General features: G+C 74.4%; 14 protein-coding genes. 3 read left to right on the top strand and 11 right to left on the bottom strand.

The window, feature by feature from the left end; translation table 11 throughout:
- Positions 1 to 29: 29 nt before the first annotated feature.
- From CLT68_RS31355 to CLT68_RS31340, 4 genes are read right to left on the bottom strand one after another with little or no spacing between them, the layout of a single operon-like run.
- Complete coding sequence (locus CLT68_RS31355) at positions 30 to 1,094, bottom strand: DNA polymerase III subunit beta family protein (protein WP_486482471.1); 1,065 nt, start codon at positions 1,092 to 1,094, stop codon at positions 30 to 32.
- 43 nt (positions 1,095 to 1,137) lie between these two features.
- A complete protein-coding gene (locus tag CLT68_RS31350) occupies positions 1,138 to 2,334 on the bottom strand; it encodes a saccharopine dehydrogenase NADP-binding domain-containing protein (protein ID WP_099856343.1) in 1,197 nt (398 codons plus the stop codon).
- A 50-nt stretch (positions 2,335 to 2,384) separates the two neighbouring features.
- Positions 2,385 to 3,518, bottom strand: a complete 1,134-nt coding sequence (locus CLT68_RS31345) for an alcohol dehydrogenase catalytic domain-containing protein (protein WP_099856341.1) — start codon at positions 3,516 to 3,518, stop codon at positions 2,385 to 2,387.
- Entirely contained in the window at positions 3,515 to 3,955 is a 441-nt protein-coding gene (locus tag CLT68_RS31340; RefSeq protein WP_088949586.1) for a hypothetical protein, read from the bottom strand. The genes CLT68_RS31345 and CLT68_RS31340 overlap by 4 nt, the downstream gene beginning before the upstream one ends.
- Before the next feature lie 145 nt (positions 3,956 to 4,100).
- On the opposite strand from CLT68_RS31340, the gene CLT68_RS31335 reads away from it, so the two are divergent.
- Entirely contained in the window at positions 4,101 to 6,986 is a 2,886-nt protein-coding gene (locus tag CLT68_RS31335; RefSeq protein WP_099856339.1) for a winged helix-turn-helix domain-containing protein, read from the top strand.
- A 29-nt stretch (positions 6,987 to 7,015) separates the two neighbouring features.
- Here the strand turns inward: CLT68_RS31335 and CLT68_RS31330 are convergent, their stop codons facing one another.
- From CLT68_RS31330 to CLT68_RS33010, 5 genes are all read right to left on the bottom strand, one after another.
- Positions 7,016 to 7,564: a DsbA family protein gene (locus CLT68_RS31330; RefSeq protein ID WP_088949584.1), complete on the bottom strand. Its 549-nt coding sequence runs from the start codon at positions 7,562 to 7,564 to the stop codon at positions 7,016 to 7,018.
- Entirely contained in the window at positions 7,561 to 8,058 is a 498-nt protein-coding gene (locus CLT68_RS31325; protein WP_099856337.1) for a redoxin domain-containing protein, read from the bottom strand. The genes CLT68_RS31330 and CLT68_RS31325 overlap by 4 nt, the downstream gene beginning before the upstream one ends.
- Positions 8,059 to 8,154: 96 nt before the next feature.
- Positions 8,155 to 8,841, bottom strand: a complete 687-nt coding sequence (locus CLT68_RS31320) for a BON domain-containing protein (RefSeq protein ID WP_099857851.1) — start codon at positions 8,839 to 8,841, stop codon at positions 8,155 to 8,157.
- Between the two features lie 610 nt (positions 8,842 to 9,451).
- Positions 9,452 to 9,850, bottom strand: coding sequence for a hypothetical protein (locus CLT68_RS31315; RefSeq protein ID WP_088949582.1), 399 nt, complete (start codon positions 9,848 to 9,850; stop codon positions 9,452 to 9,454).
- A 137-nt stretch (positions 9,851 to 9,987) separates the two neighbouring features.
- Positions 9,988 to 10,128, bottom strand: coding sequence for a hypothetical protein (locus tag CLT68_RS33010; RefSeq protein WP_157744063.1), 141 nt, complete (start codon positions 10,126 to 10,128; stop codon positions 9,988 to 9,990).
- A gap of 386 nt (positions 10,129 to 10,514) precedes the next feature.
- Between CLT68_RS33010 and CLT68_RS31310 the strand changes: the two genes are divergently transcribed.
- Positions 10,515 to 10,877 (top strand): STAS domain-containing protein, encoded by a 363-nt coding sequence (locus tag CLT68_RS31310; RefSeq protein WP_088949581.1) that lies wholly within the window; start codon positions 10,515 to 10,517, stop codon positions 10,875 to 10,877.
- Between the two features lie 18 nt (positions 10,878 to 10,895).
- On the opposite strand, the gene surE is transcribed toward CLT68_RS31310, so the two are convergent.
- Positions 10,896 to 11,723 (bottom strand): 5'/3'-nucleotidase SurE, encoded by an 828-nt coding sequence (surE, locus tag CLT68_RS31305; RefSeq protein WP_099856335.1) that lies wholly within the window; start codon positions 11,721 to 11,723, stop codon positions 10,896 to 10,898.
- Positions 11,720 to 12,682 carry a PfkB family carbohydrate kinase gene (locus tag CLT68_RS31300; RefSeq protein ID WP_099857849.1) on the bottom strand — a complete coding sequence of 321 codons (963 nt, stop codon included), beginning with the start codon at positions 12,680 to 12,682 and terminating at the stop codon, positions 11,720 to 11,722. The genes surE and CLT68_RS31300 overlap by 4 nt, the downstream gene beginning before the upstream one ends.
- A 195-nt stretch (positions 12,683 to 12,877) precedes the next feature.
- Here CLT68_RS31300 and CLT68_RS31295 point away from each other — a divergent pair, with 195 nt between their 5' ends.
- On the top strand, positions 12,878 to 13,345 hold the full coding sequence (locus CLT68_RS31295) for an SRPBCC family protein (protein ID WP_088949579.1): 468 nt from the start codon (positions 12,878 to 12,880) through the stop codon (positions 13,343 to 13,345).
- Positions 13,346 to 13,349 lie beyond the last annotated feature (4 nt).

The raw sequence follows: 13,349 nt of genomic DNA, 5'->3' as shown, positions 1-13,349 counted from the left end.
TCGCGGGACGGGGATTGCTGGCCGCCGGCTCAGAGCCGGATCGGCATGAGCACCGAGTAGGTGTCCGCGTCGTCCGGTCGGCGTAGGGCCAGCGGGGAGATCGGCCCGTCCAGCTCCAGCACCAGTTGCGGCGCGCCGGCCGCGTTCAACGCGTCCAGCAGGTAGCGACCGTCCACCCCGACCCGCAGCGCGTCGCTGTCCAGGTCGGCGGCGGGGAGCAGCCGAAGACCGCCCTGGTCGTCGACGCCGAGCACGGTGACCTCCCGGGCCGTGCCGTCGTCGTCGCGGGCGACGGTGGGGGCCGCCGGGTCGGCCAACGCGGCGCGCAGCGTGGCCACGTCGACAGTGATCCGGCGCGCGGTGGGCCGCTCGCCGACGGCCTTGCGCAGCAACCGGCGGTAGTCCGGGAAGTCGTACGGCAGGGCGGTGCCGGTCAACGTCCGGTCCGACACCAGCACCCGCAGGTCCGCGCCCGCCACTGTCAACGACACCGGCCAGGCGTCGGCGGCGTCGAGCAGCGGCCGGAGCTGGTCGACGAGGGCCACGGGGACGAACACCCGCACCGGAGGACCGTCGACGTCGGCCCGGGAGCGGGCCAACGCGAGCCGGTACCGGTCGGTGGCGACGAGTCGGACACCGTCGGGCTCAACGTCGAGCAGCACGCCGCAGAGCATCGGCATCTCCGGGTCCGCGCCGACGGCGAAGCGCACCGCGTCGAGCGCGGCGGCCAGGTCGGCGGGGGAGAGCAGCAGCGTGGTGGTGCTCGGCTGGGCCGGGTCGACCAGCGCCCGGAGCCGGGTCACCTCCCGACGGGCGTCGGCCAGCCCGTCGACCAACCGGCGCAGGTGCGTGTCGAGCAACCGGTGCACCGCAGCCGGCTCGGCGCGGACCGCAGCGGCGATCTCCGGCACCGGCATGCCGATCCGGCGCAGCCCGGCCACCAGCCGGGCCGGGGCGATCTGCTCATCGGTGTACCAGCGGTAGCCGGTCACCGGGTCGACCAGGGCCGGTTCCAGCACCCCCGCCGAGTCGTAGAAACGCAGGGCGCTGACGGTCAGGCCACTGGCCCTCGCCAGCTCACCGATGCTGTGCAGGTCGCTCACGCTGGGCATCCTGCCCCCTCGACCCGGTCGAGGGTCAAGCCGAGTGCTCCGCCGCCTCATCCTTGAGCACCCGGAAGGTGAGCCCGGCCCGGACGAGCCGGTCGAGCAGCGCGTCACCCATCGCGGCGACCGGGGTGACCTGACCGGCGGTCCGGGGCAGCTCGTCGAGCGCCAGGCACAGCGCCGACTCGCCGAGCATCTTCGCCGTCTCGTCGTAACCGGGGTCGCCGCCAGCCACCTCGGTGACCACCCGCTGCCCGCCGCCGGTGCCCACGAACCGGACCCGGAACCAGGACGCCGCCCGTTGCTCGGCGGTGGGCCCCTGCCCGGACGCGAGCCGGCCGAGCAGCCACCGTCGGCTGGGCGGCAGCTTCACCAGCCCGACCACCGCTCCGAGCCCGACTGCGCCGGCCAGCACTGTGGGCAGCCGCTTCACGGCCGCGAAGTGCCGGTAACGGAAGTCCGGGCCGTACTCCGGGCGGGCCGCCGCCGAGCGGCGGACCACCTGCGGGTCGATGGTCGGCAGCGGCACTGTCCAGATGCGCAGCTCCGCCGAGCGGCCCAGCCGGCCGGGCACCGCCCGCACCCGGCGGTCGGTGGGGCGCGGCTCGACCGCCCGGCGGTCCCGGGCGGCCTGGCTGGCCTGCCCGGTACGGGAGAACGCGGTGAGCGCCGAGTGGTAGGTGCCGGCGGAGAACCGGCCACCGGCGCGCACGTAACCGTCCACGGTGATCGGCACGTCGGCGGGCAGCTGCTTGACGGTGAACCAGACGCCCAGGTCGTGCGGGATGGAGTCGAACCCGCAGGCGTGCACCAGTCGCGCGCCGGTGCGGGCCGCCTCGGCGTGGTGGCGCACGTACATCAGGTCGACGAACTCCGGCTCACCCGTGATGTCCAGGTAGTCGGTGCCGGCCCTGGCGCAGGCGGCGACCAGCGGCTCCCCGTGGTGGATGAACGGGCCGACAGTGCTGGCCACCACCCGGGCGCTCTCCGCGACGGCGCGCAGCGAGGCCGCGTCGGTCACGTCGGCGGTGAGCAGCGGAAGGTCGGTCAACGTCGGGTCGATCGCGGCCAACCGGTCCCGGACGGAGGCGAGGCGGCCTGGGTCTCGCCCGGCCAGCGCCCAGCGCAGCCCCGGCGGCGCGTGCCGGGCCAGGTATTCAGCGGTCAGGCCCCCGGTGAACCCGGTCGCCCCGAACAGCACCACGTCGTACGTTCGCTCCCCAGCCATCCCCAGAGTCTGCCATTCGCGCTGCCCGATGGCAGATCACGAAAGGGCCGTCACGGCGTGAACACGGCCCGTACGCATCCGTCGGCCCGGTCCCGGAACAGCGCGTACCCCTGCGGGCCCTGCTCCAGCGGCAGCCGGTGGGTGGCCAGCTGCTCGGTGCGCAGCTCGTCGCGGGCCATCCGGTCCAGCAGCATCGGCACGTCCCGCAGGTCCGGCCGCCGGGCCCCGCGCAGCGTGAGCCGCCGGTCGGTCACCGTGCCCAGCGGAAACGCGTCGACGAAACCGGCCGCCTCGCCGAGCACCACCACCACACCGCTCTTGCGGCAGGCGTACACGGCCTCCCGCAGGGCGTCCGGGTGGTCGGCGGTGCGGCCACCGAAGCGACCGGCCGCCGACCAGCCGACCGCCACCACGCACACGTCCGGCCCGCGTCCGCCGCTGCGGTCACGCAGCTCCGCCGCGACGTCGGTGTGGCGATAGTCCAGCGGCTCCGCGCCACAGTGCCGCTCCGCCATCCGCAACCGCTCCTTGTAGCGGTCCACCACCAGCACCTGGGCGGCACCGCGCCGCACCGCCGCCCAGGCGGTCAACTGGCCCACCGCTCCGGCGCCCCAGATCGCCACCACGTCGCCGGGGCGCACCGCACCCAGCTCAGCCGCCGACCAGCCGGCCGGTGCCGCGTCGGCGGCGAACAACGCCCGGTCGTCGTCGACGGCGTCCGGCACCGGAAACGCGCCCACGTCGGCGTACGGCACCCGCACGTACTCGGCGTGACCGCCCGCGAAGCCGCCTGCCGCCCGGGGCCGGCCGAAACCGCCGGCGTCCCGTCCCTGGTCGGGGTCGGCGCTCGCCAGGTCGACGCTGCTGTTGTCGCAGCAGGAGTGCAGGCCCTGACGGCAGTACCAGCAGCCGCCGCAGGCGACGCTCGCGCCGACGACCACCCGGTCGCCGGTGCGGTGCCGGCGGACGGCGGGCCCGACCTCGACCACCTCGCCCAGGAACTCGGCCCCGAGCACGTCACCGGCCCGCAGCAGCGGATCCCGTCCGGCCAGCAGCGGCAGGTCACCGCCGCAGGTGGTGCTGCGACGAACCCGGACGATCACGTCACGCTCGTTGCGCAGCTCCGGGTCGCTCACCTCGCGTACCGCCACCTCGTCGGCGGCGACCCAGCACAGCGCCCTCACCCGTGCACCTCGCGGCGGTCCAGCGCCGACCGGTCCGCGCGCAGCACCTCGCCGGCTTCCACCCGTTGCTTGACCTGGCGCAGGGTGCGGCGCACCAGCAGGCCCGGGTCGTCACCGACCAGGTGCGCGGCGAGCCCGGGGGGCGGGGTGCCGCCGGGCAGCGGCCGGGCCGCCAGCTCCGTGCCCCGGTCGCCGGGCGCCGGCCGCACCCGCACCTCGACCGCGCCGCCGAGGCGGCGCAGCGGTTCGGGCCAGCGGCCATCGGGGAGCACCTGCTCCGGAGGCCGGTCGACAGTCACCACCTGCCACCGGGCCGGCGCGCCAGGGTCGCCGTCCGCGCCGGTCCGGCCGCGCCGCCGGGGTACGCGCAGCAACCGCGCCGCCCCGGTCAGCGCCGCGCTGCCGAGGGCGGGTCCCGCCCGCGCCAGCCGTCCCATTCGTCCCCACCCGTCCTCGCGGTCCACGTCCCCCGATCGTCGGTCCCGGCCGGGTGAAGCGTGCTCGCCCGGAAGGGGTGAACCGGCCCCCGCCGGGTAACCGCTCGCCGACCGGGGGCGGAGCGCGTGGTGGGGGTGGGGCTGGGTGCCGGAACAGCGGAATCGCGTACGGGTCGAAACCGCACGACAGGTCGATACGGCACCGGGGCGCCCGGCGGAGTCTCCGCTGCTGGCGTCCCGGCTGACTCCGGCCGTGCCGCCGGAGCCGGTGGTGGCCCGGCCCCGACTGCTGCGCCGGTTGGACGAGGGCAGTGCCGGGCCGGTCACCCTGATCGCTGCTCCCGCCGGCTGGGGCAAGACCACGCTGCTCGCCTCCTGGGTACGGCTGGGCGGTGCTGAGCCCGACGTCGAGCCGGGTGCGGTCGTGCCCGACTCCGGCAACCTGTCGGTGCCACCCGAGGCCCGCCCGGTCCCGGCGTGGCTGTCCGTGGAGGTGGGCGACGACGGCGACCGGCTCTGGGCGTACCTCGCGGCGGCCCTGCGGTCGGCGACCGGGTCGGCGGAGGACGGCCCGCTGCCGGACCGGCCACCGCGCCCGGAGCAACTGGAGGTGCTGGCCGCCACGCTCGCCGCCGCTGACCGGCCGGTGCTGCTGGTCCTGGACGACCTGCACCGGGTCGCCGACCCGGCGGCGCTGACCGGCCTGGAGTTCCTGCTGCGACATGCCGAGCAGCGGCTGCGCCTGGTGATCGGCGCGCGGGCCGGGTTGCACCTGCCCCTGCACCGGCTACGCCTCGCCGGCGAGCTGACCGAGATCGGCCCGGACGAGCTGGCGTTCACCGACGACGAGGTGGCCGACCTGCTCACCGCGCACGCCGCCGCGCTGCCGGCAGCCGCCGTGCACCAGCTGCGCGACCGGACCGGGGGCTGGCCGGCCGCGCTGCGCATCGCCGCGCTGGCGGTGCGCGGGCAGCCCGACCCGGAGCGCTGGGTGGGGCAGTTCGGCGGTGACCAGCCGGAGATCGCCGGCTACCTGCACGAGGAGGTGCTCCCCGCACTCGACCCGGCCGAGGAGGATCTGCTGCGCCGGACCGCCATCGTCGACACCGTCTGCGCCGACCTGGCCGAGGCGCTGACCGGCCGGGCCGACGCCGCACAGGTGCTGGCCGCCCTGGCCGGGACCGGTGGCCTGCTGCACCGCGAGGACACCCGCCCACCCTGGTACCGCTGTGAGCCCCTGCTCGCCGACCTGCTCCGCGCCGACCTGGCCCGGTTGCCCCCCGACGAACTGCGTGACCTGCACGCACGGGCCGCCGACTGGTACGCGGGCGACGGGCGGCCGGCCGACGGTCTGCGGCACGCGCTGGCCGCCGGCCGGTGGGACCTGGCCGGCGACCTGTTCGTCGCGCGCTGGCCGGAACTGACCCGGTACGACCGGGACCCCGTGCACGCCCCCGCCCCCATGACCCCGCCGGCGGAGGTGATCCGCGCCGACCCGGAGGTGGCGTTGGCCTGCGCCGCCGAGCGCGCGTACGCCGGTGATCTGCCGGCCGCCAGCAGCCACCTGCGCTCGGCCGCTGACCATGCCGCTGGCCTGCCCGTGCCGCGGCGGGACCGGTTCCTACGCCTGGTCACCGCGCTGGAAGTGAGCGTGGCACGCCTCTCCGACGACCCGGCGGAGGTCCGGGCCGCCGCCGCCCGACTGTTGCGGACCCGCCCTGCGGGCGCCACGCCGACCCGGGTGCCGGACTCCGCGCCGACCGGAGCGGCCAGCTCCGCCCCGACGGCCGGTGGGGGAGGCGCGGCCGACGACGCGGACCTGAGAGCGTTCACCGGCACCGCCCTCGGGCTGGTCGAGTTGGCCGACGGCGCACTCCCGACCGCCCGGTTCGTCCGGGCCCGGGCGGCGGCGCGCGAGGCCGGCCGTCCGCGTACCGAGTTGGTCGGCGCCAGCCGTGCTGCGCTGCTGCTCGCGGTGCGCGGCGAGCTGCGGGCGGCCGAGCAGGCGGCTCGGGACGCGCTGGGCATGCCACCCTGTCGGGGCTGGTCCTGTCGGCTCGACTGCGCCTACGCGTACCTGGCGTTGGCCCTGGTGGCGCAGCTCCGCGACCAGCCTGAGGAGGCTGCCGCCAACCTTGCTCTCGCCGGCCCGGCCCTCGGCATCGTCGGCGGCTGGATCGCCGGCCTCGAGACGGATGCGGGCGACGACTGGCCGGCCGCCGCTGCCGACGAACCGGTAGCGGCGACGGTGGCCGCGCTGTGCCGGGCAAAGCTGCACCGCGACTCCGGCGACCCGGCAGCCGGGCAACGACTGCTCGTCCGGGCCCGGGAGGCGCTGGCCGACCGGCCGTCCGCGACCGAGCTGGCCGGCCTGCTGCGGGCCGCCGAGGCCGAACTGCGCGCCGAGCGGGGTGACCTGGACGCCGCCCGCGACCTGTTGGTCGGCGCGAGCGAACCCGTCCTCGCGGTCGCGGCGGCGAAGGTGGAGCTGCTGGCCGGTGACGCCGCTGCCGCAGGACGCGCCCTGCCGGGCTGGCAGTCACCAGCGGCCACCTCCTGGCCCCTGCCGGTACGCCTCGACGCGGGGCTGCTGGACGCCCTGCTGGCCGAGCGGGCCGGCGACGGGCGGCGGGCGGGCCGGATCCTGGAGCAGGTGCTGGACCTGGCCGGGCCGCAGGGCTGTCGACGGGTCTTCACCCGCGCCGAACCACCCGTGCGGGACCTGCTGGCCGCCCACCTGGACGCCGGCACCGCGCACTTCGCGCTGGTCAGCGACCTGGTGCGAGGGGCCGGCAGGAGCACCGCCCGGCCCGCCGTCGAGCCGAGGGACACGCTCGACGAGCCGCTCACCGAGCGGGAGCTGACCATCCTGCGCTACCTGCAGAGCATCCTGTCCAACGTGGAGATCGCCAGCGAACTGTCGCTCTCGGTCAACACGGTGAAGACCCACGTCCGCAACATCTACCGCAAACTCGACGCGACCCGCCGGCGCGAGGCGGTCCGGCGGGCGCGCGAGTTGCGGCTGATCTGAGCAGGTCGACGGTTCTCAGCGGTCGGCGGTCAGGCGTTGCCGGCGGCGTCGACTGCCGCCAGCAGGTCGGGCAGGTCGTAACCACCGTCGTGCCGAACGCCGTTGACGAACAGGGTGGGGGTGCCGTTCACCCCGCTGCGGATGCCGCCGACGAAGTCCCGACGCACCCGGTCCGCGTGACTGCGGCCCTCCACCTCGGCGTTCAACTCGTCCGGCGGCAACCCGACCTGCTCGACACCGAGCGAGAGGTGCACCGGGTCGAGTTGGTCCTGGTGCTCGTAGAGCCAGTCGTGCATCTCCCAGAACCGGCCCCGGACCCCGGCGGCCTCGGCCGTCTCGGCGGCGCGTTCCGCGTACGGGTGCATGTTGGCGATCGGGAAGTACCGGTAGACCAACCGCACGGTGTCGGCCCGCTGCCGCAGCAACTCGTGCAGGTTCGGGTAAGCGGCACCGCAGAACTGGCACTGGAAGTCGCCGTACTCGACGATGGTCACCGACGCGTCGGCCGGGCCGCGGATGTGGTCATCGGTCGTCACCGGGTCCCGAAGCCGGGCGGTGACCTGAAGTGGCGTGGTCATCCGGCCATCACCTTCCGATCGGCGGCGAGTTGGTCCAGCGCGTCGAAGATGCCGTCCGCGCCCGGGTTGACGTCGGGCGGGGAGAGGTAGCTCCAGGTCACCGTCCCCGCCGGGTCCAGCACCACGAGCGCGCGGGCCGCCTCACCGTTCGACATGTACGCGCCGTAGCGGCGGGCCACCTCGCCCTTGGGCTCGAAGTCGGCCAGTAGCGGGAACTCGATGCCCCGGCTCTCGGCGAAGGCCCGGTGCGACCAGATGCTGTCCACCGAGATGCCGAGCACCGCTGCCCGGTACTGGGCGAAGACAGGCGCCGCCGACTGGTAGAGGGACATCTGGTCACCGCAGACCGGGCTCCAGTCAGCGGGGTAGAAGGCGAGCACGACCGGCCGGCCACGGAACTGCTCAGGGCCGACGAGGGCCCCGTCCGGGGTGGCCGGCAGGGTGAAACCGGGCGCGGGGCGGCCCGGTTGGATCAGCCCGTTCGGATCACTCATGCCCCCAGCCTGCTCCCGGGGTGGGTGAGACGGACTCACCCACCCCGGGTGGTTCCACGCCCGTTCAGCGCCCGCTGAGCGGGCGCCCGCGTCCGCTCAGCGCAGCACCGGGGCGACCGCGATGTGGTTCTGCACCTCGCGGATGCCGGGCGCGGACCAGGCCACCTGCTCCACCTCGGCCCGCTCCGGCATCGAGTGCACCAGACCGGCGAGCACCGCCGTGTCGCCGTGCACCCGGACGCTGATCCGTTCGGCCTCGGTCGCGCCGGCCCGGGCGAGGGCGTCGACGATCCGCTCGGCCAGATCCCGGCCGTCGGGTGGGGCGGCCGGACGGACGGTGATGCCGTTGCTCACCCCGCGTACGCCGGTCAGCCGGCTGACCGCCCGTTCGGAGGCCCGGCGCTGGTACTCCCACTCGACGTCGCCGTGCAGCGTCACCCAGCCGGCCGAGACGGTGACCTGGAGCTTCTCGATGGGCACGAAGGCGTCCCATTCCAGCGCGTGGCTGGCGGCGGCGGCCAGGTCGGGATCGGCGCGCTCGGAGCCGCTGTCCAGTTGCACGGCCACGTCGTTGGCGACCGCCCGGACCCGGGCGACCCGGTGCGTGGCTCGCTCGGCGGCCCACTTCTTGGCGTAGCTGTCCACTCGTCCGGTCAGCGTGACGACGCCCTCGGCGACGGTCACGCCGATCTCGTGCGGCTGCACCCGCGGTTCCCAGGTCAGCTCGTCGAGTACGGCGGACTGGATGTCCTGGTCGGTTCGGCTGATCTCCGCGATGGCCATCTGCCCCTCCTCCCGTGCTCTGTCGGCGGACCGGGCGGCGGTCGCGGCCGGGAGGTCCGCCGTCGTCCGATCCTGCCGCTGCTCCGGGTGAACCATCCTCGCCCGGAAGGGGTGACGGCCCGGTTGTGCTGTTCCGGGACGGCCGGATTTCCGCCATGGGAGCGCTTCCAAAGCGAGCCGTCTTCAGTTACGGTAGTGGCGTTCCTCGATTGCGGGAGCCGTTCGCGTCGGGTGGTGGAGCGAGGGCAGCTCTTCCCGTCCCCGTCGCTGTGCCCGTCCCCCGGGCCGCGGCGTTCACGTGCGGTCGACCCCGTCCCCCGGGGCTCCGCCCGAGAGGAACAGCACCCACCCAGCAGCCCCCATGCGCCCCACCACCCGAGCACCGGTCCGCCGGCGGCCTGAGGGGTCCGGCACCCGGCGGACCGGCCCCCGCCCGCCCATCGGCGTCGATCATGGACTTGTGGTGGGCGAAGTGCTGCTTCTCGCCACCTTTGTCCACCACCACAACTCCATGATCGACGCAGTGGGGGGGGTGGGGGTTGGGGGATGGCTTGGGCCCCGCTCGACCGTGGTCGAGTGGGGCCCGTGGTGGCGCGGGGAGAGCGGGTGATCAGACCGCGGGGGAGTTGGGGCGGTCGACGTCGACGAACTCCACGTCGTCGACGGCACGGTCGTCGTGGCTGCCGGCGGCCCGCGCGGCGGACCCGACGGCCCAGCCGACCGCCGCGCCCACGAGCGCGGCACCGATCAGCAGCGTCCAGGGCAGTGCCGGCTGGCGGCCGGCGAGCGCGTCGAAGGCCAGCGAGGCACGTCGACGTGCCTCCTCGGCGGCGGAGCCCACCAGGTCACCCGCGCCATCGGCAAGGTCGCCGCTGTTGCGACGGGCCGACCGGGCGGTGTCCCGCACACTGTCTCCGGCGGAGCTCACGGCCGAGAGCAGGTGCTCCCAGGCCTGGTCCGCGATCCGCTCCGGCTTGCTGCGGCGGTCCAGCAGGTTGGTTCCGAACATCGTGGTTACCTCCTCGGGTGCCGAAGCCGCCGGCCACTTCGGACTTCGGCGTCTGTTCAGCGCGTCACGGTTCGCCTACCCCGCAGTGCCCAGGGCCGCCCGAGCGCAAACCCGGCCGGCCCTGGCTCGGAGGAAACTCAGCGCACCACTGTCACGGCGACGCCCCGGGCGAAGTCGTCGTCATCGTCGTCATCGTCGCCTCCACCGCCGAAACCGCAGGCCAGTACGAGGGCGAGCAAGACGCCGACGCCAGCCAGCCCCGCAAGTCGCTTGATCATCGAAGGTCCTCTCCGTCACGGTGGGTGTCCCGGCTCGATGCTAGGGCGCATCGGCAACCACGGGTGCCGATCGGGGCGGGCGTTCGCGGGCGACACGCCGGTGGCACACGGGCGGGCGTACGTGGTGGGCCGGTTGTCGGGCCTGTCGGGTCCGGGCGGCCACCCTTGTCCGCGGCGCGTCGGTCCGGACTGGTCGCCGAGGGTCAGATAACGAAAAGTGTTGAGTAATCAGATACTGAAAAGTACGGATATGGGCGGCTTTGTGGGTCCGGATCCGCGAATTACTCATCCCGAGGGGTGGCGACCGAGGCCGTCGGAGGAATACTGTCGGTCGCGGCCCGCGTACTGATGAGGCGCCCGGGGGACGGGCGGGTGGAGGTGCTCGCGTGAGCCTGTCGATCGTGAAGTCGGTTCTGTCCGGTGGTGTTGTGGAGATCGCCCCGCGGGGCGAGATCGACGTGGACACCGCGTACGAGGTGCGCGAGGCGATCGCGGAGGTGCTGGCCAAGGGCCGCCCACTCCGCATCGAGCTGAACATGAGGCTGGTCACCTTCATCGACTCCGTCGGCATCAGCGCCATGGTCGCCGGCTTCCAGACGGCCGAGGTCAGCGACGTCAAGCTGGTGGTCACGCAGCCGAGCCGGTTCGTGCACCGACAGCTCTGGGTGACCGGTCTGCTCGGCCTGTTCGGCGCCCCGGAGCCCTACTTCGCCGGTGCCGCCACCCCCGAAGTGCTGCCCGGCGCCTGAGCACACCGGGCATTCCGGTCAGGGCTGCTCGTCCAGCCCGGTCAGGTCGATGTCGGTTGCTTCGGTGACCGCCCGGATGGCCGTCACCGAGGCATACCCGGCGGCCAGCAACGCCACGTCGGTGCCCGGCTGGGCGGCCTGCCCCGGCTCCTCCAGCGACGTGCGGACGAAGCCGTGGCCGGATTCGGCCACCGTCATCTGCACCTGACCGAAGCTGGCCAGCGTGCCTCGCCGCACCCCGCGCAGTCGTCCGTGCGGCAGGTCCGGGGCGTTCACGTTGAGCACGCTCTCCATCGGTGCGGACGTCAACCGGGGGAGCAGGTCCAGGGCGACCCGCGCCGCGGTGCTCCAGTGCCGCTCGGCGTCGCGTACCCGGGCGGCCGCGTCCACCGCCGCGCCACCGCTCGCCGCCGTCGCCTCGCCCGCGGAGAGCACGTCCAGGGAGACCGCCATCGCCCGGCACCCGTTCGTGGCGGCGGTGAACGCGGCCCCCACCGTCCCGGAGTGCAACACGGCCCGGCCGGCGTTGGCGCCACGGTTGATGCCGGAGAGCACCACCGATGGCGGCGGACCGAACGCGCCGTGCAGGGCGATCAGCGTGATGAAGCCCGGTGAGCCGCCGACCCCGTACGCCGGCACGCCCTCCAGGTCGGGCAGCGGGTGGTCGTTCACGACCACCCGTCCGTCCCGTTCCATGGCGCTCATCGCGGCGCTGGTGCCGCTCGCCTCCTCCAGCGGTGCGGCGACCACCACGTCCAGGCCCCGCTGCCGAGCAGCCCAGGCCAGTGCCTGGATGCCCGGCGCGGCGATCCCGTCGTCGTTTGTGATCAGCACCCGCAGGGTCATCGGTCGACCGCCCGGTCGGCCAGCTCGTCCGGGGTGGTCCGCTCCTGCTGCCGGCTGTCCGCCGGCACCAGTCGGACCCGTTCCACCAGGCCGGTGATCGAGTCCAGTCGTCCGGTGCCCAGGCCGTGCCGGGTGACGTTCAGCGCGCCGGCCGCGGCCCCGGTCCGGATGGCGGTCCGGATGTCCCCGCCGCCGGCCACGACGGCGGCCACCCCGGCGGTCATCGAGTCGCCCGCGCCGCGCGGGTCGGCGGCCTCCAACCGGGGCATCTCGACTTCGAACAGCTCCCCGTCGATGAGCGCGAGCGCCGGCTGGTCGGCCCGGCTCACCACCACCGTCTCGGCGCCGGCCGCGTGCAGCTCGTACATGGCCCGGGTCAGTTCCACGATGTCGTCGCTGCGGGCGCGGCCGTCGCGGATCAGCTCCTCGTGGCTCACCTTGAGGAAGAAGACGCCGCCCTCCAGCGCCGAGCCGAGGTGACCGCCGGAGAGGTCGACCACCACTCGACCGCCGTTGGCGCTGAGGTCGGCGGCGAAGCGTCGGTACAGGTCGGCAGGCACGAGCCACGGCTCGTTCGGCCCGCTGAGGATGCTCACCGCGGCAGACAGGCCCTCGCCGAGGGCCAGGTTGTACAGCTCGTCGAGTTCGTGTCGGCTCAGCGGCTGACCGGGCACGTCGGCGATCTCCTGCCGGGAGCCGTCCCGGCGGTCGTGCACGTACCCGCCGCTGCCGGAATCACGGGCCACCGTCTTGAGGTCCACGCCCTCACTGACCAGCAGCGGCTCCAGCACCTGGCCGATCTCGCCGCCGAGGGCGGCGCAGAGCACCACCTCGACACCGAGCGACATCACCATCCGGGCCTGCCAGACGCCCTGCCCGCCGGGGTGCAGGTGCAGCTCGGGGTGGTCGTTCGGCTGGTCAACGGTCACCGTCAGCTGTGGAGTGGGCGCGAAGACCATCACGTGCCCGCTCACCGGATCGTCGCCGTTCATGATGTCCGCCTCCAGCACGGTCGGGTGATTCCTCACTGAACGACCTTAATGCGCCAACCGGTGACTGGGCGTGTCATCGGGCCGGCCCGGGCCGGCCCTCGGACATTGCCAGCCAGACATCGGTACGGGACGATCGTGCGACCATCGACGGCGGGAGACGGTGTGCTCAGCAGCGATACCTTCAGCTACACCGTGCAGGCCCGGTGTTCGCCGGCCGAGGCGGCGGCGCTGCTCAGCGACCTGACCCGGCAGGGTGAGCTGCACCCGTTGATCGTCCGGGTCCGCCGACTGCCGCCCCGACCCGGTGCGCAGGCCAGCTACACGATCAACGACCGGCTGGCTGCCGGCCCGCTGCGCTTCCGGACCACCTACCACGCGGACGTCCTGATCAGCGAGGACGACGAGATCGTCATGGTGGCCCGCCAGTGGCCGGCCACCACCGTGCGTAACCACACCCGGCTGCGCCCCGAGCCGGACGGCCTGACCCGGATCGACGTCGACATCACCCTGACCGCGCCGACCCCGCTGTTCCGGTACGCGTTCCGTCAGGCCCGGGCCGCCCACCTCGCCCTGGCCACCCGCCTCGGCGCTGCCCTCGACCGCACCGGCGACCCGCCGCCCCCAGCCTGACCCG

The sequence above is a fragment of the Micromonospora sp. CNZ299 genome (assembly GCF_002754415.1).
The sequence above is the reverse complement of the archived record's forward strand: the minus strand, read 5'-3'. Positions and strand labels throughout refer to the sequence as shown.